We start from the raw sequence: 23,969 nt of genomic DNA on the forward strand, positions 1-23,969 counted from the left end.
CCAGTCATGACCCCAAGCGTGAGCAGTGACCTGAGCCCGGCTGCGGTGCCGGCTACCATCCCCCGGCTGCTGTTCGACAGCGCCCAGCGTTTCGCCGGCCGTACCGCGATCGAGGACGACGGCATCTGCATCGATTACGCGCAGCTGCCGGCGCTGGCGCTGGAGGTCACGCGCGGCCTGATGGCGCTGGGCATCCAGCCAGGCGAGCGGGTTGGCGTGTGGGCGCCCAACGGGCGCGACTGGATCATCACCGCCTTGGGCATTCATTGCGCGGGCGCCGTGCTGGTGCCGCTCAATACCCGCGCCAAGGGGCCCGAAGCTGCCGATGTGCTCGCGCGCAGCGGTTGCCGGGTGCTGTTCGTCCAGCAACGCTTCCTCGACACCGACTATCCCGCGATGCTGCAACCCTTTCGTCCCCACAGCCTCGCCCACCTGGTGGTGCTCGGCAGCGATTCACCGCGTGAGCACTGCGACCTGACCTTCGAGCAGTTCAAGGCCGGGGCCGTGACGGTCGAGGCGCTGACCGCCCAGCGCCGGGCCCTGTCCATCCAGCCGGAGGCGGTCTGCGACCTGTTGTTCACCTCGGGCACCACGGGCAAGCCCAAGGGCGTGATGAGCGGGCATGGCGCCTGCCTGCGTGCCTTCAGTGAGTACGTGCGGGTGATCGGCCTGGTGCCGGGGGACCGCTACCTCATCGTCAACCCGTTCTTCCATGCCTTCGGCTACAAGGCAGGCTGGCTGACGTGCCTGCTTGCCGGCGCGACCATCCTGCCGCATGCGGTGTTCGAAGCCGACGCGGTGTTCCAGCGGATCGCCCGCGACCGCATCAGCGTGTTGCCCGGCGCGCCAACCTTGTACCTGTCGTTGCTGGCGCATCCCCGCTTGCGCGAGACCGATCTGTCGAGCCTGCGCATCGCCGTGACCGGCTCGGCCAGCATTCCCCCGAGCCTGATCGAGCGGATGCGCGGCGAACTGGGCTTCAGTTGCGTGATCACCGCCTACGGCCTGACCGAGTGCGGCGGCCTGGCAACACTGTGCGATCCCCGGGACTCGGCCGAGACCATCGCCACCACCAGCGGACGGGCGCTGGCAGGCACCGAAGTGAGTATCCGCGACCCGAGTAGCCAGGCGCTGCCCACAGGTGAAACCGGCGAGATCTGCCTGCGCGGCTTCCATGTGATGCAGGGGTATTTCGAGGACCGCGCAGCGACCGCCGAGGCCATCGACAGCGAGGGCTGGCTGCACACCGGGGATGTCGGGCGCCTGGACGTGTCGGGCAACCTGATCATCACCGACCGGCTCAAGGACCTGTTCATCGTGGGCGGTTTCAACTGTTACCCGGCGGAGATCGAAGCCACCCTGATCGATCACCCGGCGATCGCCCAGGTGGCGGTGGTGGGCGTGGCCGACGAGCGGATGGGCGAAGTGGGGTGTGCCTGTGTGGTACTGCGCGAAGGCCAGCAGCTGCAGGCCCAGGAGCTGGTCGCCTGGAGCCGCGAGCGCATGGCCAACTACAAGGTGCCCCGGCAGGTGCGCTTCATGGCGTCGTTGCCGCTCAATCCATCGGCGAAGGTGGCCAAGAACGAGCTGCGCACCTTGCTCGCAGCGAGCGCCAGCCAACCCGCCTAGGCCAGATGGATGATGCCTGCGCGCCGCCGGCGCTCCACGCTGCGCCGGCGACCCACAACAAGAACAAGGAAACCTGCATGGCTAGGCACGACTCACGTATCTGCAAGGACGTATTCCCCGGCGCGGCGTTGCTGACACTGGCAGTGGCCTGCACCCAGGCCAATGCCGGTCCGCGGCTGGAACTGGGCGAGAACACCACCCTGGATACCTCCCTGACCGTCAACTACACCGCCTCGATGCGCACCGCCAAACCTGCCCAGCAATACCTCGGCGACCCGAACAACGATGACGGCTCGCGCAATTTCAAGCGGGGCTCGCTGGTCAACAATCGCGTCAGCGTATTCGGCGAGATGCTGCTCAAGCACGACAACCTCGGGGCGGTGTTGCGCGGCAGTCACTTCTACGACGACGTCTACCACGACCTCAACGACAACGACTCGCCCGGCACGGTGAACAAGATCGGCCGTGCCAACGGCTTCAGCGAGGACACCCGGCACCTGAGCGGCAGCAAGGCGCGCCTGCTGGACGCCTATGTCTACGGCAACTTCGACGTCGCCGACAACCAGTACCTGTCGCTCAAGGTCGGCCGCCATCTGGTCGCCTGGGGCGAGAGCCTGTTCTGGGCCAACATCAGCCAGGGCCAGGCGCCTGTGGATGCCACCAAGTTCAACGTTCCGGGGACCGAAGCCAAGGATGCCTACCTGCCGGTTGGCCAGGTGTCGGCGTCCTGGTCGCTCAACGAAGACCTGACCCTGGTCGGCTTCTACCAGTACGAGTGGGAAAAGACCCAGCTGAACCCGGTCGGCGACTTCTTCGGCAGCGATACCTTTGGCCCTGGCGCCGAGTTCTACCGGCTCGGGGCTGGCGTGGTCGACAGCCTGCCCGCGGCGCAGGCCGTGGCCTATGCGGGCGATGTCGAGCCCCGCGACAGCGGCCAGTGGGGCCTGGGTGTGCGTTATCGAGTGACCGACAACACCGAGGTCGGCCTGTTCCACTATCGCTACCACGAGCGCGTGGGGTCCCTGTTCTTCGACTTCAGCGGGCAGACCCAGTATTCATCGCTGGACGACATCGGCCGTTATGCCAGCGCAGGCAGCGGCCCGGTGTATCGCCTGGGGTATCTGGACGATGTGGAACTGACCGGGGTGAGCTTCAGTTCCAAGCTGGCCGATTCAGTGCAGTTCGCGGGCGACCTGAGCTACCGCGACGGCGCGGCTGTGTACCTGGACAACGGCGCACCCGCGCGGGGCCAGATCTGGCAAGGCAACCTCAATGGCAGCTACATCCTCGGCCCAAGCTTCCTGGCCCAGCAGACCACCTTCATGGCCGAGGTAGTGCACCAGCATATCCAGGGCGTTGATACCGTGCACATCAGCGGTGGCGGCCCGGGCGTGGACGGCAGTTTCAATCGGTTCGAGTCCGCCACCCAGACCCGCGGCCAGACCTTGCTTGGGGTCAGCGCGTACATGGAACACCCGGGCATCGCCGATGGCTTCGACCTGATCACGCGCGTGTCCTGGACGCAGAATCTCGACGGCAGTGCCTATCAGGGACTGGGCCGCGATGAGAAACGCCTGACCGTGGGTGGCGACATCAAGTACCTGGGCAACTTCCAGGTCGGCCTGACCTACGTGGCCTACCTCAGCTCGCCGGACATTGCCCAGGGACGCCTGCTCGCGGACCGCGACTACGTGTCGTTCAACACCAAATACACTTTCTGATAACAAGGGCCCTGCCATGCACACGTCCCCGTTCAGCCCGATTACCCTGGGCCCGCTGACCCTCAAGAACCGCTTCATCAAGGCCGCCACCAACGAAGGCATGAGCACCCAGGGCCTGCCTTCGCGACAGTTGGTCAAGCTGCATGCCGACCTTGCCCGTGGCGGCGTGGCGCTGACCACCGTGGCCTACTGCGCGGTCAGCCAGGATGGCCGCACCTTGCCCAATCAACTGTCACTGACCCGTGAGAGCCTGCCGCATTTCAAGGCCCTGACCGATGAGGTTCACCGCGAGGGAGGGTTGGCCAGCGCGCAGATCACCCACGGTGGCTGCTTCACGTTCATTCGCGAGCGCGCCACCCGCTACCCGCTGTCGGCCAGCGGCGGCTTCAACAAGATCGGCATGATGAGCGGCATGTTCTTCAAGCAGGCCATGACCGAAGACGACATGCGCCAGGTGGTGCAGGACTTTGCACAGGGCGCTCGCACGGCCCGCGAGGCAGGATTCGATGCCGTGGAAATCCACATGGGCCACGGTTACCTGCTCAGCCAGTTCATCTCGCCGATGTACAACAAGCGGCGCGACCAGTACGGCGGCAGCCTGGAAAACCGCTTGCGCTTTCCGCGCCGTGTGCTGCGGGCCGTGCTCGATGCGGTCGGCCGCGACCTGGCGGTGATCTGCAAGTACAGCGTCACCGAAGGCGTGCGGGCCGGCAACAGCGCCGAGGACGGCGCACGGATCGCGCGCATGCTCGAACAGGAGGGCGCCCATCTGCTGGTGCTCAGCGCAGGCATGAACGCCGAGTCGATCACCACCATGTTCGGCTCCTCCTTCCCCAAGGAAAACCGCGTCCAGCAGAAGAACCCGGTCATCGCCCTGGCGATGAAGATCCAGCGCCTGCGCGACCCGCAGGTCGAGTTCCGCGAACTGTACCTGCTCGAGCACGCACGCAAGGTGAGGGCGGCTGTGAAGATGCCGCTGGCGTACCTGGGCGGTGCCAGGAGCTTGCAGAGCATCGAGCAGGTGCTGGCCGAAGGCTTCGACCTGGTCGCCATGGGCCGCGTGCTGCTGGCCGAGAAGGACTATGTCGAGAAGCTTGCCAGCGGCGCCAGCAAGGACTCGATCTGCACCGCCTGCAACCGTTGCGTGGCGATGATGTACACCCCGGGCGGGACGTCCTGTGTGCTCGGCAAGCCAGGTGATGCCGAACTCAACCGGCAACCGGCCGGGGTCGTCCTGAAGGCTGGCTGAAGCCCGGCAGGCATCGCCGGTTTCGCCGGCGATGCCTGCCTTTCAGGTTTCAACCGTGGCGCAGGAACTCCAGGCAGCTGCGGTTGAACAGGTCGCGATGTTCCACCTGCACCCAGTGCCCGCAGCGGTTGAGCACGATGAAGCGAGCGTGCGGCGCGCCGTCGATGATGCGCTGGGCACCGCCGACCGGGTTGAAGTTGTCGTTGCTGCCCCAGAAACCGAGGATCGGGCACTGCAGCTCGCCCAGGCGCGATTCCATGTTCGGTACCTGCATGGTACTGAACAGAGTCTTCGGCTGGGTGCGCGCGACCGCCACGCGTTCGAGCAGCAGGCTCTGCGGCAGGATCGAGTCATCGAACAGCTGCAGGCGCATCATGCTGCGCATCTCTTCAAGCCCGACGGGGCCTGCGTTGAACAGGCTGACCATGCGCACGATGCCTTCCATCCTGAAGTACGTCTCGCGCTCCTCGACACCGCCGGGTGCCAGCAGGATCAGGCGTTCGATTCGCGAGGGCAGGCGCAGCGCCATGCCCAGGGCAATCGCGCCGCCCAGGGAATTGCCGAGCACGGTGCAGCGGTCGATGTCCAGCGCATCGAGCAGCCCGGTCACGCTGTCGATGAAAAACGCCAGGTCGTACTGCACGTCCTCGGGCTTGTCGGAACGCCCGAACCCGGGCAGGTCGACCACCAGGTTGCGGTAGCCGGCGTCGGTGAACTGCGGATAGTTGCCCTTGAAGTTGCTGAAGCCGCTGGCTCCTGGGCCGCTGCCGTGCAGCCACACCACCACCGGGCCTGTGCCCTCGTCCAGGTAGTGAAGGCGCAGGCCGCTGGGCAGCGTCAGGTAATGGCCGGTAGGTAGCGGCAAGTCTTCGGGTTGGCTCATGTCGGGTCTCCGGATCGGCTTGAAGAGGGGCGAAGGTCCGGCCCGGATGAGCGGGTCGCGGTGCCTGGGTCGCGCCCCTGGATGATCCGTTTCATGAGGTGGGCCCGGCATCGTCCGTTCAGACCACGGCCCGGCGGCGCGGCGTTAGTCCTATCGGACGATGCCTCGGGCGCTGGCACGGCCAATCATGCAGGCGAACGGCCTGTCGCTGTCGCCAGGCTTCAACGCACTGCAGGAGAACGCTATGAAGTTGCTGAACAAAGTTGTGTTTGTCACGGGGGCGGCGCAGGGCATGGGGCAGGCCATGGTACGCCGCTTCGTGGCCGAGGGCGCCAGGGTGGTCGCGGTCGATCTCGACCAGGCGGCCCTGGTCGAAAGCCTGGGCGATCTCGCGGACCTGCAGGACCGTGTCCTGGCCCTGGCCTGCAATGTCGCGGACGGAGCCTGTGTCGCCGATGCCATGGGCCAGGTCGAGACGCGCTTTGGCGGGCTGGATATCCTGGTCAACAACGCCGGCGTCGGTGCCTTCGACAGCTTCCTGGAAACCTCGGACGAAAGCTGGGCACGCGTGCTTGGAGTCAACCTCGGCGGTACCTTCCTGTGCTGCCGTGAAGGCGCGCGCCTGATGGTCAAGGGCCAGCGCAAGGGGGTGATCATCAACCTCTCGAGTACCGCCGCGCTCACCGGCGAAGGACCAAGCCACTACTGCGCCTCGAAGGCCGCAGTGATGGGCCTGACCCGCTCGATCGCCCGGGAACTGGCGCCGTCGGGTATTCGCGTGAACACGCTGGTGCCGGGCCCGACCAACACCCCGATGATGGCCGGCGTCGCCGAGGAGCACATGCAGGCGATGCTCAGGAATGTGCCCCTGGGCCGGCTGTGCGAAACCGATGAGATCGCCAGCGTGGCGGTCTTCCTGGGCAGCGACGATGCCAGTTTCATCACCGGGCAGAACATCGCCGTCAACGGCGGCATGGCCTTCATCTAAGGGGAACGCACGATGAGCAGACGACTGCAGGGCAAGATCGCTTTCATCACCGGCGCAGGTTCCGGGATCGGCCAGGCCACGGCGTTGAGATTTGCCGAGGAGGGCGCCATCGTGGTGCTCTGCGGGCGGCGCGCACAGCCTCTGGAACAGGTGCTGGAGCGGATTCGCGCGGCGGGCGGGCAGGGCGACATCGCCGTGGCCGACGTGAGCGACGAGCATGCCTATGTCGGCGCGCTGGAAGCCGCCGCGCAGCGCCACGGGCGCCTGGATATCCTGGTCAACAACGCCATGGCCTACACCTGGGGCGGCATCGACAGCCTGTCCACCGCTGACTGGCACGCCAACTTCGCCACCACCGTCGATGGCACGTTCTGGGGTACCCGTACCGCCATGCGCCTGATGAAGGACCAGGGCGGCGGCGCCATCGTCAACATCGCCTCGATCTGCGGCCTGTTCGGCACCGCCTGGATGGCCGGCTACTCGGCCGCCAAGGCCGCGGTCATCAACTTCAGCCGCGCGGCGGCCAGCGAGGGCGCCTGCCATGGGATCCGCTGCAACGTGGTGATTCCCGGGGTGGTCGACACGCCCGCCACGGCAGGCATGCTCGGCGATGAGAAAACCCGCGCCAACACCGAGAAGGTGATCCCCATGAAGCGCGTTGGGCTGCCGGTGGAGCTTGCCAACGCGATCCTGTTCCTGGCCAGCGATGAAGCGTCCTATGTCACCGGCGCCAGCCTGGCGGTGGATGGCGGGCGCAGTTCGGACCTGTACACGGTGCTCGAGTGATGAGCCTGGAGACGGTTTCGCTCGAGGCGCGCATCGACCGCCTGGAGTCGCTCGACGCCATCCGGCAGTTGGCGGGCAAGTACGCGCTGGCCCTTGACATGCGCGACATGGATGCCATGGCCAACTGCTTCGTGCCTGATGTGAAAGTCGGCCGGGACAAGCACGGCAGGGTACACCTCAAGGCCTGGCTGGACGACACCATGCGCCGCCAGTTCCACGGCACCTCGCATCACCTGGGCCAGCACATCATCGAGTTCACCGATGCCGACCATGCCACCGGCGTGGTGTATTCGAAGAACGAGCATGAGACCGGGCCTGAGTGGGTGATCATGCAGATGCTCTACTGGGACGATTACCAGCGGGTCGACGGCCGCTGGTGCTTCCGTCGCCGCTTGCCCTGCTACTGGTATGCGACGGACCTCAACAGGCCGCCCATTGGCGGGATGAAGATGCGCTGGCCGGGACGGGAGCCTTATGCCGGCAGCTTCCATGAGCTGTTTCCCTCGTGGGATGTGTTCTGGGCGCAGCGGCCAGACAAGGACAGCCTGCCGCAGATCGCCGAGCCCGCGCCTGTGGAGCGGTTCCTGGCGACGATGCGCCAGGGGGCAGGAGATCCCCGGATACGCGTCAGGTAACGCTGGCAGCGGGGTAGCGGGGCAGCCCAGGCTGCCCCGCTGTCTTGCTCAGGCGCGCGGTTCGCGAGGCATTCCCAGTGCCCGCTCCGCAATGATGTTGCGCTGGATTTCATTACTCCCGCCGTACAGCGTGTCGGCCCGGCTGAACAGGAACAACGCCTGCAGCCGGTTGAGCTGGTACGGCTCGCCTTCGAGCAGTTCTGCTTCATCGCCCAGCACATCCATGGCCAGCTTGCCCAGTTCGGCATGCCAGTTCGACCAGGCCAGCTTGTAGATCATCGCCTCGCGCCGCAGGCTGCCATCCTGGGGGCCAGACAACATGCGCAGCGAGTTGTAGCGCAAGACTTTCAAGCCCGCCCACGCCTGGGCAATGCGTTGGCGCAGGAGTGGGTCGCGCGCCGCGCCGTTGCGCCGTGCCACCTCGATCACCTGCGCGAGCTCGTTGTGAAACTGCATCTGCTGCCCCAGGGTCGAGGCGCCGCGCTCAAAGCCCAGCAAGGCCATGGCGATCTTCCACCCTTCGCCGGGCTGGCCGACCATGTTGTCCACGCCCGTGCGCGCCTGGTCGAAGAACACTTCGTTGAATTCGCTGCTGCCGGTCATCTGCTGGATCGGTTGCACGCGCACCTGCGCCTGGTCCATGGGCACCAGCAGGAACGACAGGCCATGGTGACCACGGCTGCCGGGCTCGGTGCGCGCCAGCACGAAGCACCAGTCGGACTCATGGGCCAGTGAAGTCCAGACCTTCTGCCCGCTGACCAGCCAGTGCTCGCCGCGCTCATCGAGGCGCGCGCGGGTCTGTACATTGGCCAGGTCCGACCCGGCACCAGGCTCCGAATAGCCTTGGCACCAGTACTGCGTGCCCGACAGGATGCCTGGCAGAAAGCGTTGTTTCTGCGCTGCGGTGCCGAACGCGGCAAGCGTCGGGCCCACCAGGCCCTCGCCAATATGCCCCATGCGTCCCGGGCCGCCAGCGCGGGCGTACTCTTCATGGAAAATCACCTGGCGAGGCAGGCTCAAGCCCCGGCCGCCGTCCTCTTCGGACCAGCCCACGCCAACCCAGCCGCCCGCCGCCAGTTCGCGTTCCCAGGCTTTGCGTTCGCTGGAAAAGCTGTGTTCGTCGCCCGGCCCGCCGCGAAAGCGAAGGGCGGTGAAATCACCGCGCAGGTGTTCGCTCAGCCAGTGCGCGACCTCCTCGCGAAAGGCTTCATCCTCGGCGTTGAATCCGATTTTCATAGTGAGTCTCCAAGAATCCGCGCCGCCAGGCGCTCACGGTGCAGCGCCGGGCTACCGAGCAGTTGCTCGCTGGCGCGAGCGCGTTTGAAATACAGATGGGGGTCGTATTCCCAGGTAAAGCCGACCCCGCCGTGCAGCTGGATCGACTCGGCCGCGCAGTGGAAAAACGCCTCGCTGGCGTGGATCTGCGCAGTGGCGCACGCCTCCAGCAGTTCTTCGGCCACGGCGGGGTCGCCTTGCGGGTCGAGGCGCTCCTGGGCCACGCAAGCGGCGTACCAGCTGGCGGAGCGCGCGCACTCGAGCTCCAGCATCAGGTCGGCGCAGCGATGCTTGACTGCCTGGAAACTGGCGATCGGACGGCCAAACTGCTGGCGCTGGGCGGTGTAGGCGAGCGTCAGGTCCAAGGCGTGCTGAGCCCCACCGGTCTGCTCGGCGGCAAGGCCGATCCCGGCGATCAGCAGCGTGTCACGCAGCGACGGCCACCCTTGGCCTGCGCTGCAGAGCAACTGCGCTTCGCTGACGGCCACGTCCAGGAACTCCAGGTTGGCCAGGCGGCGGGTCTGGTCGAGGGTGGGCAGCGTGCGGCGAGTGATGCCGGCACTCTCGGCGGGCACGGCGAACAGGCTGATGCCGGCCTGACCCTCGCTGCCCGGCGAACGTGCGGCAACGATCAGCAGCTGGGCATCACCGCCGTCGAGTACCTGAAGGTACGTGCCGCTCAGGCGGTAACCACCTTCACCGGGCACGGCCAGCGCCTGCACGCTCTCGGCTTCAAGCCCCGGCTGGCTGGCGAAAGCCAGCGTGGCGGTGGTGCCGGCGACAATTTCGCCGAGCCAGCGTTCCTGTGCCGAAGGATTCCCGGCCAGCAGCAGCGCCGGCGTGGCCAGGCACGTGGTGGCCAGCAGCGGCCCGCACAGCAGATGGCGGCCACTTTGCTCCAGCAGGATCGCAAGGTCCACGAACCCTTGTCCCAGTCCGCCAAAGCGCTCGGGAACGATCAGCGCCGGCCAGCACAGCTCCTGCGCGATCTGCTGCCACACCTGCCGGTCATGTCCCTCGGGCCGGGCCATGGCCGCGCGCACCGCCTGCGAATCGCTGGCCTGGGCCAGAAAGCGGGCGGCGCTGTCCTGAATCATCCGTTGTTCTTCGTTGAATGCGAACTCCATAAGCGTTGGTCTCTGGTACGGCGGAGGAAGACCCGAGTCTAGGAGCGCTGCTCTGGCGGCCGAATCATTGAAACGGACTAGACCCCCGCCAGGTCGGGGGCCTGGGCTGCGTAGTCTCAACGGACGATGAGGGCAGTGGTCGTGATTCGCACAATGGCGGCATATCCACTCTGCCAACCAGGAGCAGCGGCATGATCGAGATTCGCGGTTTGAGCTACTTCGTCGCCCAGTGCGCAGACCTCAGCCAGTGGCAGCGCTATGCCGTGGAGGTGTTGGGCATGCAGGTGACCCCGGCGCCAGCGGGCGGGCTGTACGTGAAGATGGATGAGCGTCCGTTTCGGATGCTGATCGAGGAAGGCAGCGAACCGCGTTACCTGGCCTCGGGCTGGGAGCTCGCCTCGCAGGCGGCGTTCGAGACAGCCCTTGCCCATCTGGACGCCTGCGGCATCGAATGGCAAGCGGGCAGCGCCGAGCAGATCGAACAACGCGGCGTGCAGGCACTGGTCGGCCTCACCGACCCCTCCGGCAACCGTCATGAGCTGAGCTGGGGACATCGCTCCGACTGCCAGCCGTTCACCTCGCCCCAAGGTGTGCCGCGCTTCATCACCGGCGACATGGGCCTGGGGCACACGGTGCTGCCAGCGCCCCAGTTCGACGCCACCCTGGCCTTCGCCAAGGACGTGCTCGGCTTCGAACTTTCGGACATCTTCAACTTCCGCCCCGACCCTTCGGCCGCGCCGATCCGCATCCATTTCCTGCATTGCCGCAACGCCCGCCATCACAGCCTGGCGCTGGCCGAATACCCGGTGCCCTCGGGATGCGTGCACGTGATGGTCGAGGTCGACTCGATGACCGAGGTCGGCCGCGCCCATGACCGCCTGCTTGCCCATGACGTGCGCCTCTCGGCAACCCTGGGCCAGCACCTGAACGACCGCATGACCAGCTTCTACATGAAGACCCCGTCGGCGTTCGACCTGGAGTACGGATTTGGTGGCCTGCAAGTCGACTGGGCCGAGCATTCGGCTTTCGAATTCACCCGCGTGAGCATCTGGGGCCACGACTTTTCGGTCGGCCAACAGTAAGGAACCTGCACATGAACAAACAACTGACGGCGGCGGACGCTGTCGCGCAACTGCGCGATGGCATGACCATCGGCTTTGGTGGCTGGGGGCCCCGGCGCAAGCCGATGGCGATTGTCCGCGAGATCCTGCGCTCACCGCTCAAGGACCTCACCGTGGTCGCCTACGGGGGGCCGGAAGTGGGCATGCTGTGCGCCGCCGGCAAAGTGCGCAAGCTGGTCTTCGGCTTTGTCACGCTCGACGCCATTCCACTGGAGCCTTACTACCGCAAGGCGCGCGAGGCGGGCGAACTGGAGCTGCTGGAGCTCGACGAGGGCATGTTCCAGTGGGGCCTGCGCGCCGCGGGCATGCGCTTGCCGTTCCTGCCTACCCGGTGCGGCCTGGCCACCGATGTCACGCGGCTCAACCCCGCCCTCAAGACCGTCGCCTCGCCCTATGCCGACGGCGAAGTCCTGCTGGCGATGCCGGCGCTTGAACTCGACGTGGCGTTTCTGCACGTCAACGTGGCCGACCGCCTCGGCAACTGCCTTGTCAGCGGCCCCGACCCGTACTTCGATCACCTGTTCGCCCGCGCTGCCCAGCAGTGCTTTGTGTCCTGCGAGCGGCTGGAGGAGCGCTTGTCCCTGACGGCCGAGCAGGCGCGGGGCAATACCTTCGAGCGCTACCTGGTGACCGGTGTGGTGCATTCGCCGCTGGGCGCGCATCCGACCTCCTGCCCGTCGGACTACGGCTGGGACATGTCGCACCTCAAGGCCTACGTCGCCAGCAGCCAGCAAGAGCAGGGCTGGGCTGAGTACGTGGAGACCTACGTGGCCCCGGGCGAACAGGCCTACCAAGACGCCAATGGTGGCGCTGCACGCATGGGCGCGCTGCCCCTGCCTGTGTTCTGAGGAGAATTGAACAATGTCTGCCAACTGTGAGTTCACCCTCGCCGAACTGATGATCGTCGCAGCGTCCGAAGCCTGGCGCGGCGATGGCGAAGTGATTGCCTCGGGCCTTGGGGTGATCCCGCGCCTGGGTGCAAGCCTGGCCAAGCTCACCCACAGCCCGCACCTGCTGATGACCGACAGTGAAGCGTTTCTGGTCGAAGAGCCGGTACCGTTGGGGCCGAGGGAGGGCGAGCCGCCGCGCTATTCAGGCTATCTGTCGTTCGAGCGGGTGTTCGAATGCGTCTGGGGCGGGCGCCGTCACGCCATGATCGGCCCCAGCCAGGTGGACCGCTGGGGCCAGACCAACTTGTCCTGCATCGGCGACTACCAGAAACCCAGGACGGCGATCCTCGGTGTGCGCGGCCTGCCGGGCAACAGTATCAATCACCTCAATTCCTTCTTCGTGCCCAATCACAACACCCGGGTGTTCGTCTCGGGCGAGGTGGACATGGTGTCGGGCGTCGGCTTCAAGGCCGAGCGCTGGCCCGAGGGTGTGCGGCGCGACCTGATGGACATCCGCTGCGTGGTGACCGACCTCTGCACCCTGGACTTCGACGGCCCTGAGCGCGCGGCGCAGGTCCGCACGCTGCACCCTGGGGTGAGCTTCGACGAGGTCCAGGACAAGACCGGCTTCCCCTTGCTGCGCTCGCCAACGCTGCAGGAAACCGCGCACCCGAGCGCCGAGCAGCTGGCGCTGATCCGCCGGCTCGATCCGCATGACTACCGTGGCGCCGCGATCAAGGGCAACCCGCCCGGCATCCGCACCGCCTGAACCCGAGGAGCGCCATCATGCACAGCAGCGACAGCCCGTTCGTGGTCCGCGAGGACCGGGCGGTCTACGAGACCGACGCCCCCGTGCTCTACAGCGTGAGCGAGCACATCGCCACGGTGACCCTGAACCGCCCTGAGTTCCACAACGCGCAGAACTCGCAGATGACCTACGCGCTGGATGCCGCGCTGCGCCAGGCGGTAGACGACGACCAGGTCAAGGTCATCGTGCTGCGGGGCGCCGGCAAGCATTTCTGCGCCGGGCACGACATCGGCACGCCCGGGCGGGACCTCGACAAACCGTTCGAGCGCGCCCACCTGTGGTGGGACCACACCAACAAGCCGGGTGGCGAGCAGCTGTACGCCCGCGAGCAGGAGGTCTACCTGGGCATGTGTCGGCGCTGGCGTGAATTGCCCAAGCCGACCATCGCCATGGTTCACGGCGCGTGTATCGCCGGAGGGCTGATGCTGGCCTGGGTCTGCGACCTGATCGTCGCAAGCGACGATGCGTTCTTCCAGGACCCGGTCGTGCGCATGGGGATCCCGGGTGTGGAGTATTTCGCGCATCCCTACGAGCTCAACCCGCGTATCGCCAAGGAGTTTCTGTTCACCGGCGATCGCATGACCGCGGCACGTGCCCATGCGATGGGCATGGTCAACCGGATGGTCCCGGCCGCCGAGCTCGAGGCCGCCACCTACGCCCTCGCCGCTAGCGTCGCACGCCAGCCGCGCATGGGCCTGGCGCTGACCAAGCAGGCGATCAACCATGTTGAAGACCTGCAAGGCAAGCGGGCGGGCATGGAAGCGGCGTTTGCCTGGCACCACTTCGCCCATGCACACAACGAGCTGCTGTCCGGCGACAAGCTTGGCGGTTTCGATGCCAAGGCCATGGCCCAGGCCAACCGCCAGGAGCGTTCGTGATGGGTGCCTGGATGCACACGGCGCTCACCGAGGCCCTGGGTTGCCGTTACCCGATCGTGCAGACGGCCATGGGCTGGGTGGCCGATGCCAACATGGTGATTGCCACCACCCACGCAGGCGGTTTCGGCTTTTTAGCGGCGGCGACCTTGGCCAGCAAAGACCTCGAAGGCGAGATCCGCAAGGTCCTCGATGCCACCGGGGGCAGCAATTTCGGCCTCAACTTTCACATGTTCCAGGACAACGCCGCGCAGTGCGTGGACCTGGCCATCCGTTATCGCCTGCGCGCGGTCAGTTACGGGCGGGGCCCGGATGCCCAGACCATCGCCCGCTTCAAGGCCGCCAAGGTGCTGTGCATCCCCACGGTCGGGGCGCTCAAGCACGCGCTCAAGGCCCAGGCGCTGGGCGCCGACCTAATCACCATCCAGGGCGGCGAGGGCGGTGGCCATACCGGCGGCGTGCCCAGCTCGATCCTGCTGCCCCAGGTGCTCGATGCAGTCGAAGTGCCGGTGATCGCCGCCGGTGGCTATTCCACCGGCCGCGGCCTGGCCGCGGCCCTGGCGGCGGGCGCGAGCGGCATCGCCATGGGCACGCGCTTTCTCATGACCCGCGAATCGCCCACCCCGGCCGCGACCCTGGCGCGTTACCTGGCGGTCGCCGACCCCCAGCACGTACGGGTGACCACCGCGGTAGACGGCATGCGTCACCGAATGATCGAAAACCCATTCATCAACCGCCTCGAACAGGCCGGATCCTTCACGCGCCTGCGCATCGCCCTGGGCAGTGCCTGGCAGTGGAAGCAGCACACCGGCATGAGCGCCGGCCATCTGTTGAAGGTGCTGTTGCGCGGCCTGCGCGAAGACCCCGCCGCCCTGTCGGAGCTGGTCATGGCGGCGAACCAGCCGGTCTTGCTTCAACGCTCGATGGTCGACGGCTTGCCCGATGAAGGCATCCTGCCGAGCGGGCAGGTGGCGGCGGCCATCGATGAACTGCTCAGTTGCGCCGACGTGATCGAAGGCATCGCCCGCGATGCCGGGCGTTGCCTGGACGCGCTGATGGCCCGGCGCGGGCCGGTGTGTGAACCCTCATTGTCCGTTCGCCTGGCGAACACTGGAGAAGCCTTGTGAATGCCGCCTTTACCACTGAACTGAACGCGGGCGTCGCCGAGCTGGTGATCGCCAACCCACCGGTCAATGCGCTGGACAGCCAGCAATGGCAGGCCCTGGCAGAGCAGATCGACGCACTCGGCGCCGATCCCGAGGTGCGCGTCATCGTGATTCGCGCCGAAGGCCGCGGCTTTTGCGCCGGCGTCGATATCAAGGAGCTCGACGCCCATCCCGAGCGGATCGTTGCGGTCAATGCGGGCAACTACGCAACGTTCAAGGCCGTGCACCGCAGCCCGGTGCCGGTGATCGCTGCCGTGCACGGTTATGTGCTGGGCGGCGGCATTGGCATCACCGGGGCTGCGGACATCGTCGTGGCGGCCGACTGCGCCACGTTCGCGCTGCCGGAAGTCGACCGCGGCGCCATGGGCGGCGGCGCCCACCTGCAACGGCTGTTCGGCGTGCAGAAGGTGCGCTACCTGTTCTTCACCGGCGACAGCATCGGCGCCCAGGAAGCCAGCCGCTACGGCTTCATCGAGCGGGTCGTGCCGCGCGAGCAGTTGCGCGAGACCGCGCTGGAAATCGCGGCGCGTATCGCCAGCAAGAGCTCAGCCATGATCCGCATCGCCAAGGAAGCGCTCAACGGCATCGAGGAGGGCAACCTGGAGGACAAGTACCGCTGGGAGCAGGGCTTCACCTTGCAGGCCTACAACAGCCCGGATTCGGCGGAGACGCGCCGGGCCTTCGTCGAAAAACGCGACGCGAAGTTCTGAGGGCGCGCCATGCAGCTTACCTATACACCTGAACAGATCGCCTTTCGCGCCGAAGTGCGCGCCTGGCTCAAGCACAACCTGCCCAAGCAGCCCTTGGCCAGTTATGACACCCGTGAGGGCTTCGAGCAGCACCGTGCCTGGGAGGCCAAGCTGTTCGAGAGCCGCCTCTCCATGGTGATGTGGCCGGCCGACCTTGGCGGGCGTGGTTGCGGCCTGATCGAATGGCTGATCTTCGAGGAAGAATACTACGGCGCCGGCGCCCCCATGCGGGTCAACCAGAACGGCCAGTTGCTGCTCGGCCCGACCCTCATGGAGTTCGGCACCCAGGCGCAGAAACAGCGCTTCCTGCCCCGCATGGCGGCCAGCCTGGACATGTGGGCCCAGGGCTGGTCGGAGCCCAACGCGGGTTCGGACATGGCTGCGATCACCAGCAAGGCGGTGCTCGACGGCGACAGCTATGTGCTGAGCGGGCAGAAGACCTGGTCCACCCGGGCGACCTTCGCCGACTGGCTGTTCGGACTGTTCCGCAGCGAGCCGGGTTCGAGCCGTCACCACGGTCTGTCGTTCCTGATGGTGCCGCTGGATGCCCCAGGCGTGAGCATCCGCCCGATCAAGGCCCTCAACGGCAAGGACGCTTTCGCCGAAGTGTTTTTCGACGAGGTGCGGGTGCCGCTGGAAAACCGCATTGGCGCGCAAGGCGAAGGGTGGCACGTGGCAATGGCCACGGCAGGCTTCGAGCGCGGCCTGCTGCTGCGCTCGCCCGCGCGTTTCCAGTACACCGCCCGGCGGCTGGTGGAACTGTACCAGGCGCACCGCGACAGCGCCGACCGTGATCCGGGCCTGCGCGACGCTGTGCAGGACTGCTGGATGGCAGCCGAGGCCTATGCCCTCAGCGCCTATCACACGGTAGGACGCCTGAGCCAGGGTGCGCAGATCGGCGCCGAGTCGAGCATCAACAAGATCATCTGGTCGGAGCTGGACTTGAAGATGCATGACACGGCCATGCGCCTGCTCGGCGCGCGCGGCGAACTGCTCGCCAGTGCGCCTGCCGCCGGGGATGCGGCGGGCTGGCTGGAAGGTTTCCTGTTTGCCCAGTCCGGGCCTATCTACGCCGGCACCAACGAAATCCAGCGCAACATCATTGCCGAGCGGATGCTCGGTTTGCCGAAGTAGGAGCAGGCCATGGACTTCACTTTCAGCGATGACCAACTCACGTTTCGCGAGGCCATCAGCCGTTTCCTGATGACCGAAGCGGCCCCGGAGATGCTCCGGGAGATCTGGGACACCGACGCCGGCCGCTCGCCGGACCTGCGCAACAAGATCGCCGCCCAGGGCCTCACTGCCTTGTCGGTCCCCGAGGCCGAAGGCGGGCTGGGCATGGACGATGTGGCCTGGTCACTGATGACCCAGGAGCTGGGCTACTACGCCATTCCCGACTCTCTGGCCGACACCGCCTATGTCGCGGCGGGGCTCCTGAGCGCACTGGAGCCCGGCCATCCGGCGCGTTCGCGTCTGCTGCCACGCATCGCCGACGGCAGCGTGCGCATGGCGGTCGGCCATCCGGTCAATCCGCTGGTGAGCGACGCTCAGCTGGCCGAAATCCTGATTCTGTTCGAGGGCGATGCCGCGCATGCGGTGCCCCGCAGCGAAGTGGATGTTCAGGCCAATCCGAGCATCGACGCGTCACGTCGCCTGGGCAAGGTGAGCTGGCGCCCGAGCCCCGCCACCTTGCTGGTCGGCGGCGAGCAGGGCAGGGCGTTGCAGGCGCGCATGCTCGACCGCGGCGCCTTGTCGGTGGCCGGGCAACTGCTGGGTCTCGCCCAGCGCATGCTGGACCTGTCCGTGGACTACGTGGCCCAGCGCAAACAGTTCGGCAAGCCCATTGGCAGCTTCCAGGCGGTCAAGCACCACCTGGCTGACGTCGCCCGGCAGATCGAGCACGCCAAGCCGGTGCTGTACCGCGCCGCCCATGGCCTGGCGCAAGACGAGGCGAGTGCCGGGCGCTGGGTGTCCCAGGCGCGCCTGGCCTGCTGCGAAGCCAGCTGGCTGGCGGCGCGCAAGGCGATCCAGGTGCACGGCGCCATGGGGTACACCTGGGAGGTCGACCTGCAGATGTTCATGAAGCGCGCGTGGTCGCTGGATGCGGCCTGGGGCGATCGTGGCTTCCATAAATCCCGTGTCGGCGAGTACCTGTTCGCCGCTGCCGCCCGGCTTGGCCCGGGCCATACCTTCGAGGACTGAACCATGGCCCAGGCCTATATCATCGATGCCCTGCGCACCCCGACGGGCAAGCGCAAGGGGGCGTTGTCCGAGGTTCACGCCATCGACCTGGGCGCGCATGTGCTCAAGGCTCTGGTGGCGCGCAACGGTATCCCTGCCGAGGATTACGACGATGTGATCTTTGGCTGCGTCGACACCGTCGGCGCCCAGGCGGGTGATATCGCCCGCACCAGCTGGCTCGCTGCGGGGCTGCCCCTGTGCGTGCCGGGCACCACCGTGGACCGTCAATGCGGTTCGTCGCAACAGGCGTTGCATTTTGCCGCCCAGGCCGTGATGAGCGGCACCCAGGATGTGATCGCCGTGGGTGGTGTGCAGACCATGACCAGCATTCCCATCGGCGCCGCGATGCTCGCGGGCCAGCCACTGGGCTTTGCCGATCCGTTCAGCGGCAGCGCCGGTTGGCGCGCCCGCTTTGGCGATCAGCCGGTGAACCAGTTCTACGCCGCCCAGCGCATCGCCGAGCATTGGCAACTGAGCCGTGATCACATGGAAGGCTTTGCGCTGGAGAGCCATCGGCGCGCCCTTGCGGCGGTGCACAGTGGCCGCTTCGACCGCGAGATCGTGGCGTACCAGGCGTTGCGCCAGGACGAGACACCGCGTCAGACCAGTCTCGAGAAGATGGCCGGCCTGGAGCCGGTCGATCCACGCTATCCGCTGATCACCGCGGCCGTATCCAGCCAGACCTGCGATGCCTCGGCGGCGTTGCTGATCGTCTCGGAGGCGGCGCTCAAACGCTACGACCTGACGCCACGGGCGCGCATCCATCACCTCACGGTGTTGGGCGATGACCCCATCTGGCACCTCACCGCGCCGATCGCTGCGACCCGCAAGGCATTGCAGAAGGCGGGCCTGAGCATGAGCGACATCGACCGGGTGGAAATCAACGAGGCCTTTGCCTCGGTGGTGATGGCCTGGGCCAAGGAGCTGGACTACGACCCGGCCCGGACCAACGTCAATGGCGGCGCCATCGCCCTGGGGCACCCGTTGGGCGCGACCGGGATACGGCTGATGACCACGCTGCTCAACGAGCTTGAATGCAGCGGTGGCCGCTACGGCCTGCAAACCATGTGCGAAGGCGGTGGCCAAGCCAACGTCAGCATCATCGAACGTCTCTAGAGAAGGAGTGCCGTATGGCAATGTGTAGCGGTCGTACCGTCATCATCACCGGGGCCGGGGGCGGCCTGGGCCGTGCCTACGCTCTGGCGTTCGCCGCCGAAGGCGCCAATGTGGTGGTCAATGATATCCGCGGCGAAGCAGCCCGCGACGTGGTCGGGCAGATCCACGCCAGCGGGGGCCAGGCCCTCGCCAACAGCGACGACATCACCACGCTGGCCAGTGCCCAGCGTATCGTCGAGGCCGCATTGGCCGCCTTCGGCGAAGTGCACGTGCTGGTGAACAACGCGGGCGTCCTGCGTGACCGGTTGTTTCTCAGCCTCAGCGAAGAGGACTGGGACACGGTGATGCAGGTGCACCTCAAGGGGCATTATTGCCTGGCCAACCTGCTGGCCCGGCGCTGGCGCGACCTTGCCAAGGCAGGGACGGTGGTCGGCGGACGCATCATCAACACCAGCTCCGGTGCCGGCCTGCAGGGCTCGATCGGCCAGTCCAACTATTCGGCGGCCAAGGGCGGGATTGCCGCGCTTACTCTGGTGCAGGCGGCGGAACTCGCACGCTACGGCGTGACCGCCAACGCCTTGGCTCCGGCCGCACGCACCGCCATGACCGAGGGCGCGATGCCCGAGTTGGTGAAAAAACCCGAGGACGGCAGCTTCGATGCCTGGGCGCCGGAGAACGTCGCACCCCTGGTGGTCTGGCTCGGCAGCGCGGCGTCCGCGCATGTCACCGGCCAGGTCATTGAAAGCCAGGGCGGCAGGATCTCGCTGGCCGATGGCTGGCGCACCGGTGTCACGCGCGACAAGGGCGGACGCTGGCAGGTGGAGGAGGTGGGCGAGGTGCTCGATGCCCTCGTGGCGCAAGCACCGCCGGCGCAGCGCGTCTGGGGCGGTTGAGCACCCGACACGTCCGTTTTGACGATGCCGGGCTGTGCGGGGCACGGTTATATCTGGCGCTGTCTTTTCCTGCGAGGTAACGCCAAGTGAAACACGCTCCCCCTTATGTCCCCGGGCATCAGTTGCTGGCTGGCAAATCCGTGCTCATCACCGCCGCCGCCGGTGGCGGTATCGGTTACGCCGCTGCCCGGCGAAGCGCCGAAGAAGGCTGCCGGGCGCTGATGATCTCCGACGTCCACCCGCGCCGCCTGGAAGAGGCGGTGGAACGCCTGAAGGCCGAAACCGGACTGCAATCGGTCTTTGGCCAGTTGTGCGATGTGACCCAGGAAGAACAGGTCCAGGCACTGGTCGCAGCCGCCGAGGACTGCCTGCAAGGCGTGGACGTGCTGATCAACAATGCCGGCCTGGGCGGGCAGAAGGCGCTGATCGAGATGACCGACCAGGAATGGCTGCGGGTGCTCGACGTGACCCTGACCGGTACGTTCCGCATGACCCGCGCCATGCTTGGGCCGATGCAGCGGCGCGGCGCGGGCGTGATCGTCAACAACGCCTCGGTGCTGGGCTGGCGCGCACAGAAGGAGCAGGCCCATTACGCCGCGGCCAAGGCCGGGGTCATGGCCCTGACCCGCTGCAGCGCCCTGGAGGCCGCCGAGTTCGGGGTCCGGATCAACGCCGTGGCGCCTTCGATCGCGCTGCATGACTTTCTCAAGAAGGCCGCCAGCGAAGAGCTGCTGTCCAGCCTGGCACAGCGCGAGGCTTTTGGCCGTGCCGCCGAGGTGTGGGAGGTGGCCAATGTGATGATGTTCCTGGCCAGCGATTATGCCTCCTACATGGTCGGCGAAGTGCTATCGGTCAGTTCCCAACAGGCGTGAGGAGACCTTCATGACCCATGTATTCACCAGCGCGCAGGCGCTGCTCGAAGCGCCCGGACTGGACCTTGGCGCCACCGACTGGCTGGGCATCAGCCAGCAGCGCATCGATCTTTTCGCCGAAGCCACGGGGGACCACCAGTGGATTCACGTCGACCCGCAACGCGCGGCGGCGGGTCCCTTTGGTGCCTGCATCGCACATGGCTACCTGACCCAGGCGCTGGCCAACCTGTTCATGCCTCAGCTGATGCGCGTCGACAACCTGGCCATGGGCGTCAACTACGGTTGCGAGCGCGTGCGCTTTCCCGCCCCGGTGCGGGTGGGCTCCCGGGTGCGGGGGCGTGGCGAGGTGCTGCGCGCCGACGCGGTCGGCGCCGCGGTGCAGCTGGTGGTGCGCATCAGCGTGGAAATCGAGGGCGAAGACCGCCCTGGCTGTGTGGTCGACACCATCAGCCGCTACACCTTCAATTCCGTCAGCGAGTGAGTCTTCCCATGGATCAGCAAGAAGTCGTCATTGTCGCCACCGCCCGGACGGGCCTGGCCAAATCCTTTCGCGGTTCGTTCAACGACACCGAGGCGCCGGTCCTGGGTGGCCACGTGGTACGCGCCGTGCTCGACCGCGCCGGCATCGAAGCTGACGCGGTCGAGGACGTGATCATGGGCGCGGCGGTGCAGCAGGGCACCCAGGGCTACAACATCGGGCGCCTGTGCGCCTACACGGGCGGGCTGCCTGACAGCGTCCCGGGCATGGCACTGGACCGCATGTGCGCGTCGGGGTTGATGAGTATCGGCGTCGCGGCCAAGGGCATTCTCGCCGGCGAGATGAACATCGCCATCGGCGGCGGCGTGGAATCGCTGTCACTCACCCAGAACAAGCACAAGAACAGCTACCGTGCGCGTTCCGAGGCGGTGCTGGAGGTCATGCCCAGCGCCTATATCCAGATGATCGAAACCGCCGAGATCGTCTCCCGGCGCTACGGCATCAGCCGCGCTGCCCAGGACGAGTACAGCCTGCGCAGCCAGCAACGCACCGCGGCCGCTCAGCAAGCCGGCCTGTTCGACGAGGAAATCGCCGGGTTGCAGGTCAACAAGCTGTGCCTGGACAAAGAGGGCAAGCCGGCCGGGCACGAGTCGGTGTGGGTCGACCGGGACGAATGCAACCGTCCGGGGACCCGGCTGGAGGACCTGGCAACGCTCAAGCCGGTCTGGAAGGACGGTCAGTGGATCGAACAGGGCGCCTACGTGACGGCGGGCAACGCCTCGCAGTTTTCCGACGGCGCTTCGGCAAGCCTGCTGATGAGCCGCGCCGAGGCCCGCCGGCGGGGCCTGACGCCGCTGGGTATCTATCGCGGGATCGCCGTGGCGGGCTGCGCGCCCGAAGAGATGGGCATCGGCCCGGTAGTGGCCGTGCCCCGGCTGCTCAAGCGCTTCGGCCTGAGCGTGGCTGATATCGACCTCTGGGAGATCAACGAGGCCTTTGCCTGCCAGGTGCTGCATTGCCAGGACGCGTTGGGCATTGCGCCTGACCGGTTGAACGTCAATGGCGGCGCCATCGCGATCGGGCATCCGTTCGGCATGTCGGGGGCGCGCATGGTGGGCCATGCCCTGCTCGAAGGCCGTCGGCGCGGTGCGCGGTATGTGGTGGTGGCCATGTGCATTGGTGGTGGCATGGGCGCAGCCGGATTGTTCGAATTGCCCGGTCGCTAGACCTACAGGAGCATGCCCATGCAAAGCCACATGTCGAATGCGCAGGCACTGGCGCTGATGGGTCTTGACCTGGAAGCCTATGAGGAACTCATCGGCAATCTCTACGAGGGCGCGCTGGATACCCGCAGGGTTGCGCACTCCCTGCGGCGGCTCCAGGAGATTTTCCAGGCCAACATCGTCACCCTGATCCTGCGTGCGGTGGATGAGCCGTATCTGTCGCCGATGCTTGCGGTGGGAGACGTGAGCGGCGCCGGGGAGATCCAGCACTACGCGTACTACAGCAAGTCCACGCCGTTCAACAGCCTGCCCCTGGACCGCGTGTTCACCATCGAGGACCTGATGAGCGAGGAGCAATGGCTGGGCTCCTCCTTTTACCTGCTGTATTGCCAACCTTACGGGTGCTTCCAGATGCTCGGCGCCGATATCAGCATGCCCGACGGCGGCAAGCTGCGTTTTCGGGTCAACCGCCGGCGTGAACAGCCCAGGTTCTCTGAGGCGGAACGGGCGTTCTGCGCGATGTTGCTGCCGCATCTGCGACGGGCCCTGCACCTGCATGCGCTGCTGGACCGCAGTGAATCGCTGGGGAGCCTGTATTTCCAGGCGATCAATCGGTTGTCGGTGGCGACCATCGTGCTCGACGAGAGCGGCAGCGTGCTGCAACTGAATCCGGTGGCCAGCAATATTCTCGACAGCAATGACGGGCTCAAGCTGGTGGGCGGGCGTCTTGAAGCAACCTACCCCAGTGACAACCGCGAGCTGGCGCGCCTGGTGCGCAACGCGTTCCAGCGGGCGAGACAGAGCCCTGCCGAAGGCTACAGCGCCGAGGCGCTGTCGATCTCGCGTCCCTCCGGGCAGGTCAGCCTGGGCGTGGTGGTGGAGTTGATTCCTTCGCAGGAGCGGGTGGAGGGCAGGGGCCAGCCCACGGTAGTGGTCTATGTGCGCGATGCCGTCGGCAAGTCCCTGGTCAGCGGCATGGCCACCGCCCAGCTGTACAACCTGACCCCTGCGGAAACCGCGCTTGCACTGGAGCTGGCGAACGGCATGTCCCTTGAGGAAGCGTCCGAAGTGCTGGGTATCCGGCGCAATACGGCCCGTGCCCATCTGCGCTCGATCTTCTCCAAGACCGGCGTACGGCGCCAGACCGAACTGGTGCGCATCCTGCTCAACAGCGTGGTCGCCCTGGGCCCACCCGGCGCCGTGCCGGCCGGGATGAAGACGGCGGTCTGAATGCGGTAGTCCGA

At 66.6% G+C, this 23,969-nt stretch carries 23 protein-coding genes; 20 read left to right on the forward strand and 3 right to left on the reverse strand.

The features are described 5' to 3' along the window. The first annotated feature begins 6 nt into the window (after positions 1–6). The 3 genes from AC0ZZU_RS15775 (at position 7) to AC0ZZU_RS15785 (ending at position 4,599) form a co-directional block, all read left to right on the forward strand. A complete protein-coding gene (locus AC0ZZU_RS15775) occupies positions 7–1,629 on the forward strand; it encodes a FadD3 family acyl-CoA ligase (protein ID WP_476341937.1) in 1,623 nt (540 codons plus the stop codon). A 77-nt stretch (positions 1,630–1,706) separates the two neighbouring features. Continuing rightward, positions 1,707–3,350, forward strand: a complete 1,644-nt coding sequence (locus tag AC0ZZU_RS15780; RefSeq protein ID WP_476341938.1) for a DUF1302 domain-containing protein — start codon at positions 1,707–1,709, stop codon at positions 3,348–3,350. A gap of 16 nt (positions 3,351–3,366) precedes the next feature. Then, positions 3,367–4,599, forward strand: a complete 1,233-nt coding sequence (locus tag AC0ZZU_RS15785) for an NADH:flavin oxidoreductase (RefSeq protein WP_476341940.1) — start codon at positions 3,367–3,369, stop codon at positions 4,597–4,599. 49 nt (positions 4,600–4,648) lie between these two features. On the opposite strand, the gene AC0ZZU_RS15790 is transcribed toward AC0ZZU_RS15785, so the two are convergent. Then, the gene (locus AC0ZZU_RS15790; RefSeq protein ID WP_476341942.1) at positions 4,649–5,482 is read right to left on the reverse strand and encodes an alpha/beta fold hydrolase; all 834 of its coding nucleotides are present in this window, start codon (positions 5,480–5,482) and stop codon (positions 4,649–4,651) included. Between the two features lie 244 nt (positions 5,483–5,726). On the opposite strand from AC0ZZU_RS15790, the gene AC0ZZU_RS15795 reads away from it, so the two are divergent. Genes AC0ZZU_RS15795 through AC0ZZU_RS15805 form a run of 3 tightly spaced genes read left to right on the forward strand, consistent with a single transcriptional unit; the run spans position 5,727 to position 7,891 of the window. After that, on the forward strand, positions 5,727–6,470 hold the full coding sequence (locus AC0ZZU_RS15795) for an SDR family NAD(P)-dependent oxidoreductase (protein WP_476341943.1): 744 nt from the start codon (positions 5,727–5,729) through the stop codon (positions 6,468–6,470). 12 nt (positions 6,471–6,482) lie between these two features. Continuing rightward, positions 6,483–7,256 (forward strand): SDR family NAD(P)-dependent oxidoreductase, encoded by a 774-nt coding sequence (locus AC0ZZU_RS15800; protein WP_476341944.1) that lies wholly within the window; start codon positions 6,483–6,485, stop codon positions 7,254–7,256. After that, the gene (locus AC0ZZU_RS15805; RefSeq protein ID WP_476341945.1) at positions 7,256–7,891 is read left to right on the forward strand and encodes a nuclear transport factor 2 family protein; all 636 of its coding nucleotides are present in this window, start codon (positions 7,256–7,258) and stop codon (positions 7,889–7,891) included. Before AC0ZZU_RS15800 ends, AC0ZZU_RS15805 begins: the two co-directional genes overlap by 1 nt. 48 nt (positions 7,892–7,939) lie before the next feature. On the opposite strand, the gene AC0ZZU_RS15810 is transcribed toward AC0ZZU_RS15805, so the two are convergent. After that, a complete protein-coding gene (locus tag AC0ZZU_RS15810) occupies positions 7,940–9,127 on the reverse strand; it encodes an acyl-CoA dehydrogenase family protein (protein ID WP_476341946.1) in 1,188 nt (395 codons plus the stop codon). Next, the gene (locus tag AC0ZZU_RS15815; protein ID WP_476341947.1) at positions 9,124–10,293 is read right to left on the reverse strand and encodes an acyl-CoA dehydrogenase family protein; all 1,170 of its coding nucleotides are present in this window, start codon (positions 10,291–10,293) and stop codon (positions 9,124–9,126) included. The genes AC0ZZU_RS15810 and AC0ZZU_RS15815 overlap by 4 nt, the downstream gene beginning before the upstream one ends. Before the next feature lie 191 nt (positions 10,294–10,484). On the opposite strand from AC0ZZU_RS15815, the gene AC0ZZU_RS15820 reads away from it, so the two are divergent. From AC0ZZU_RS15820 to AC0ZZU_RS15885, 14 genes are all read left to right on the forward strand, one after another. Next, positions 10,485–11,375 (forward strand): VOC family protein, encoded by an 891-nt coding sequence (locus tag AC0ZZU_RS15820; RefSeq protein ID WP_476341948.1) that lies wholly within the window; start codon positions 10,485–10,487, stop codon positions 11,373–11,375. Positions 11,376–11,386: 11 nt separating this feature from the next. Then, the gene (locus tag AC0ZZU_RS15825; protein ID WP_476341950.1) at positions 11,387–12,262 is read left to right on the forward strand and encodes a CoA transferase subunit A; all 876 of its coding nucleotides are present in this window, start codon (positions 11,387–11,389) and stop codon (positions 12,260–12,262) included. A gap of 13 nt (positions 12,263–12,275) precedes the next feature. Continuing rightward, positions 12,276–13,073: a CoA-transferase subunit beta gene (locus AC0ZZU_RS15830; RefSeq protein ID WP_476341952.1), complete on the forward strand. Its 798-nt coding sequence runs from the start codon at positions 12,276–12,278 to the stop codon at positions 13,071–13,073. 17 nt (positions 13,074–13,090) lie between these two features. Continuing rightward, positions 13,091–13,990, forward strand: coding sequence for an enoyl-CoA hydratase (locus AC0ZZU_RS15835; protein WP_476341953.1), 900 nt, complete (start codon positions 13,091–13,093; stop codon positions 13,988–13,990). Beyond that, positions 13,990–15,114 carry an NAD(P)H-dependent flavin oxidoreductase gene (locus AC0ZZU_RS15840; RefSeq protein WP_476341954.1) on the forward strand — a complete coding sequence of 375 codons (1,125 nt, stop codon included), beginning with the start codon at positions 13,990–13,992 and terminating at the stop codon, positions 15,112–15,114. Before AC0ZZU_RS15835 ends, AC0ZZU_RS15840 begins: the two co-directional genes overlap by 1 nt. Next, positions 15,111–15,863, forward strand: a complete 753-nt coding sequence (locus AC0ZZU_RS15845; protein WP_476341955.1) for an enoyl-CoA hydratase family protein — start codon at positions 15,111–15,113, stop codon at positions 15,861–15,863. Before AC0ZZU_RS15840 ends, AC0ZZU_RS15845 begins: the two co-directional genes overlap by 4 nt. 9 nt (positions 15,864–15,872) lie before the next feature. Further along, positions 15,873–17,036, forward strand: a complete 1,164-nt coding sequence (locus AC0ZZU_RS15850) for an acyl-CoA dehydrogenase family protein (RefSeq protein ID WP_476341956.1) — start codon at positions 15,873–15,875, stop codon at positions 17,034–17,036. A gap of 9 nt (positions 17,037–17,045) precedes the next feature. Beyond that, positions 17,046–18,104 carry an acyl-CoA dehydrogenase family protein gene (locus tag AC0ZZU_RS15855; protein ID WP_476341957.1) on the forward strand — a complete coding sequence of 353 codons (1,059 nt, stop codon included), beginning with the start codon at positions 17,046–17,048 and terminating at the stop codon, positions 18,102–18,104. A 3-nt stretch (positions 18,105–18,107) separates the two neighbouring features. Then, positions 18,108–19,259 (forward strand): acetyl-CoA C-acetyltransferase, encoded by a 1,152-nt coding sequence (locus tag AC0ZZU_RS15860; RefSeq protein WP_476341958.1) that lies wholly within the window; start codon positions 18,108–18,110, stop codon positions 19,257–19,259. Positions 19,260–19,273: 14 nt separating this feature from the next. Next, positions 19,274–20,152 (forward strand): SDR family oxidoreductase, encoded by an 879-nt coding sequence (locus AC0ZZU_RS15865; protein WP_476341959.1) that lies wholly within the window; start codon positions 19,274–19,276, stop codon positions 20,150–20,152. 86 nt (positions 20,153–20,238) lie between these two features. Then, on the forward strand, positions 20,239–21,024 hold the full coding sequence (locus tag AC0ZZU_RS15870; protein WP_476341960.1) for an SDR family oxidoreductase: 786 nt from the start codon (positions 20,239–20,241) through the stop codon (positions 21,022–21,024). A gap of 10 nt (positions 21,025–21,034) precedes the next feature. Beyond that, positions 21,035–21,505 (forward strand): MaoC family dehydratase, encoded by a 471-nt coding sequence (locus AC0ZZU_RS15875; RefSeq protein ID WP_476341961.1) that lies wholly within the window; start codon positions 21,035–21,037, stop codon positions 21,503–21,505. 8 nt (positions 21,506–21,513) lie between these two features. Then, positions 21,514–22,728: an acetyl-CoA C-acyltransferase gene (locus AC0ZZU_RS15880; RefSeq protein WP_476341962.1), complete on the forward strand. Its 1,215-nt coding sequence runs from the start codon at positions 21,514–21,516 to the stop codon at positions 22,726–22,728. Positions 22,729–22,746: 18 nt separating this feature from the next. Then, positions 22,747–23,955 (forward strand): helix-turn-helix transcriptional regulator, encoded by a 1,209-nt coding sequence (locus AC0ZZU_RS15885; RefSeq protein ID WP_476341964.1) that lies wholly within the window; start codon positions 22,747–22,749, stop codon positions 23,953–23,955. Positions 23,956–23,969: the final 14 nt, after the last annotated feature.

It is taken from the genome of Pseudomonas sp. JE3303 (genome assembly GCF_056312565.1).

Coding starts and splice junctions, on each gene's coding strand:
- AC0ZZU_RS15775 (WP_476341937.1), top strand. CDS start 7: ATGACCCCAAGCGTGAGCAGTGACCTGAGCCCGGCTGCGGTGCCGGCT.
- AC0ZZU_RS15780 (WP_476341938.1), top strand. CDS start 1,707: ATGGCTAGGCACGACTCACGTATCTGCAAGGACGTATTCCCCGGCGCG.
- AC0ZZU_RS15785 (WP_476341940.1), top strand. CDS start 3,367: ATGCACACGTCCCCGTTCAGCCCGATTACCCTGGGCCCGCTGACCCTC.
- AC0ZZU_RS15790 (WP_476341942.1), bottom strand. CDS start 5,482: ATGAGCCAACCCGAAGACTTGCCGCTACCTACCGGCCATTACCTGACG.
- AC0ZZU_RS15795 (WP_476341943.1), top strand. CDS start 5,727: ATGAAGTTGCTGAACAAAGTTGTGTTTGTCACGGGGGCGGCGCAGGGC.
- AC0ZZU_RS15800 (WP_476341944.1), top strand. CDS start 6,483: ATGAGCAGACGACTGCAGGGCAAGATCGCTTTCATCACCGGCGCAGGT.
- AC0ZZU_RS15805 (WP_476341945.1), top strand. CDS start 7,256: ATGAGCCTGGAGACGGTTTCGCTCGAGGCGCGCATCGACCGCCTGGAG.
- AC0ZZU_RS15810 (WP_476341946.1), bottom strand. CDS start 9,127: ATGAAAATCGGATTCAACGCCGAGGATGAAGCCTTTCGCGAGGAGGTC.
- AC0ZZU_RS15815 (WP_476341947.1), bottom strand. CDS start 10,293: ATGGAGTTCGCATTCAACGAAGAACAACGGATGATTCAGGACAGCGCC.
- AC0ZZU_RS15820 (WP_476341948.1), top strand. CDS start 10,485: ATGATCGAGATTCGCGGTTTGAGCTACTTCGTCGCCCAGTGCGCAGAC.
- AC0ZZU_RS15825 (WP_476341950.1), top strand. CDS start 11,387: ATGAACAAACAACTGACGGCGGCGGACGCTGTCGCGCAACTGCGCGAT.
- AC0ZZU_RS15830 (WP_476341952.1), top strand. CDS start 12,276: ATGTCTGCCAACTGTGAGTTCACCCTCGCCGAACTGATGATCGTCGCA.
- AC0ZZU_RS15835 (WP_476341953.1), top strand. CDS start 13,091: ATGCACAGCAGCGACAGCCCGTTCGTGGTCCGCGAGGACCGGGCGGTC.
- AC0ZZU_RS15840 (WP_476341954.1), top strand. CDS start 13,990: ATGGGTGCCTGGATGCACACGGCGCTCACCGAGGCCCTGGGTTGCCGT.
- AC0ZZU_RS15850 (WP_476341956.1), top strand. CDS start 15,873: ATGCAGCTTACCTATACACCTGAACAGATCGCCTTTCGCGCCGAAGTG.
- AC0ZZU_RS15855 (WP_476341957.1), top strand. CDS start 17,046: ATGGACTTCACTTTCAGCGATGACCAACTCACGTTTCGCGAGGCCATC.
- AC0ZZU_RS15860 (WP_476341958.1), top strand. CDS start 18,108: ATGGCCCAGGCCTATATCATCGATGCCCTGCGCACCCCGACGGGCAAG.
- AC0ZZU_RS15865 (WP_476341959.1), top strand. CDS start 19,274: ATGGCAATGTGTAGCGGTCGTACCGTCATCATCACCGGGGCCGGGGGC.
- AC0ZZU_RS15875 (WP_476341961.1), top strand. CDS start 21,035: ATGACCCATGTATTCACCAGCGCGCAGGCGCTGCTCGAAGCGCCCGGA.
- AC0ZZU_RS15880 (WP_476341962.1), top strand. CDS start 21,514: ATGGATCAGCAAGAAGTCGTCATTGTCGCCACCGCCCGGACGGGCCTG.
- AC0ZZU_RS15885 (WP_476341964.1), top strand. CDS start 22,747: ATGCAAAGCCACATGTCGAATGCGCAGGCACTGGCGCTGATGGGTCTT.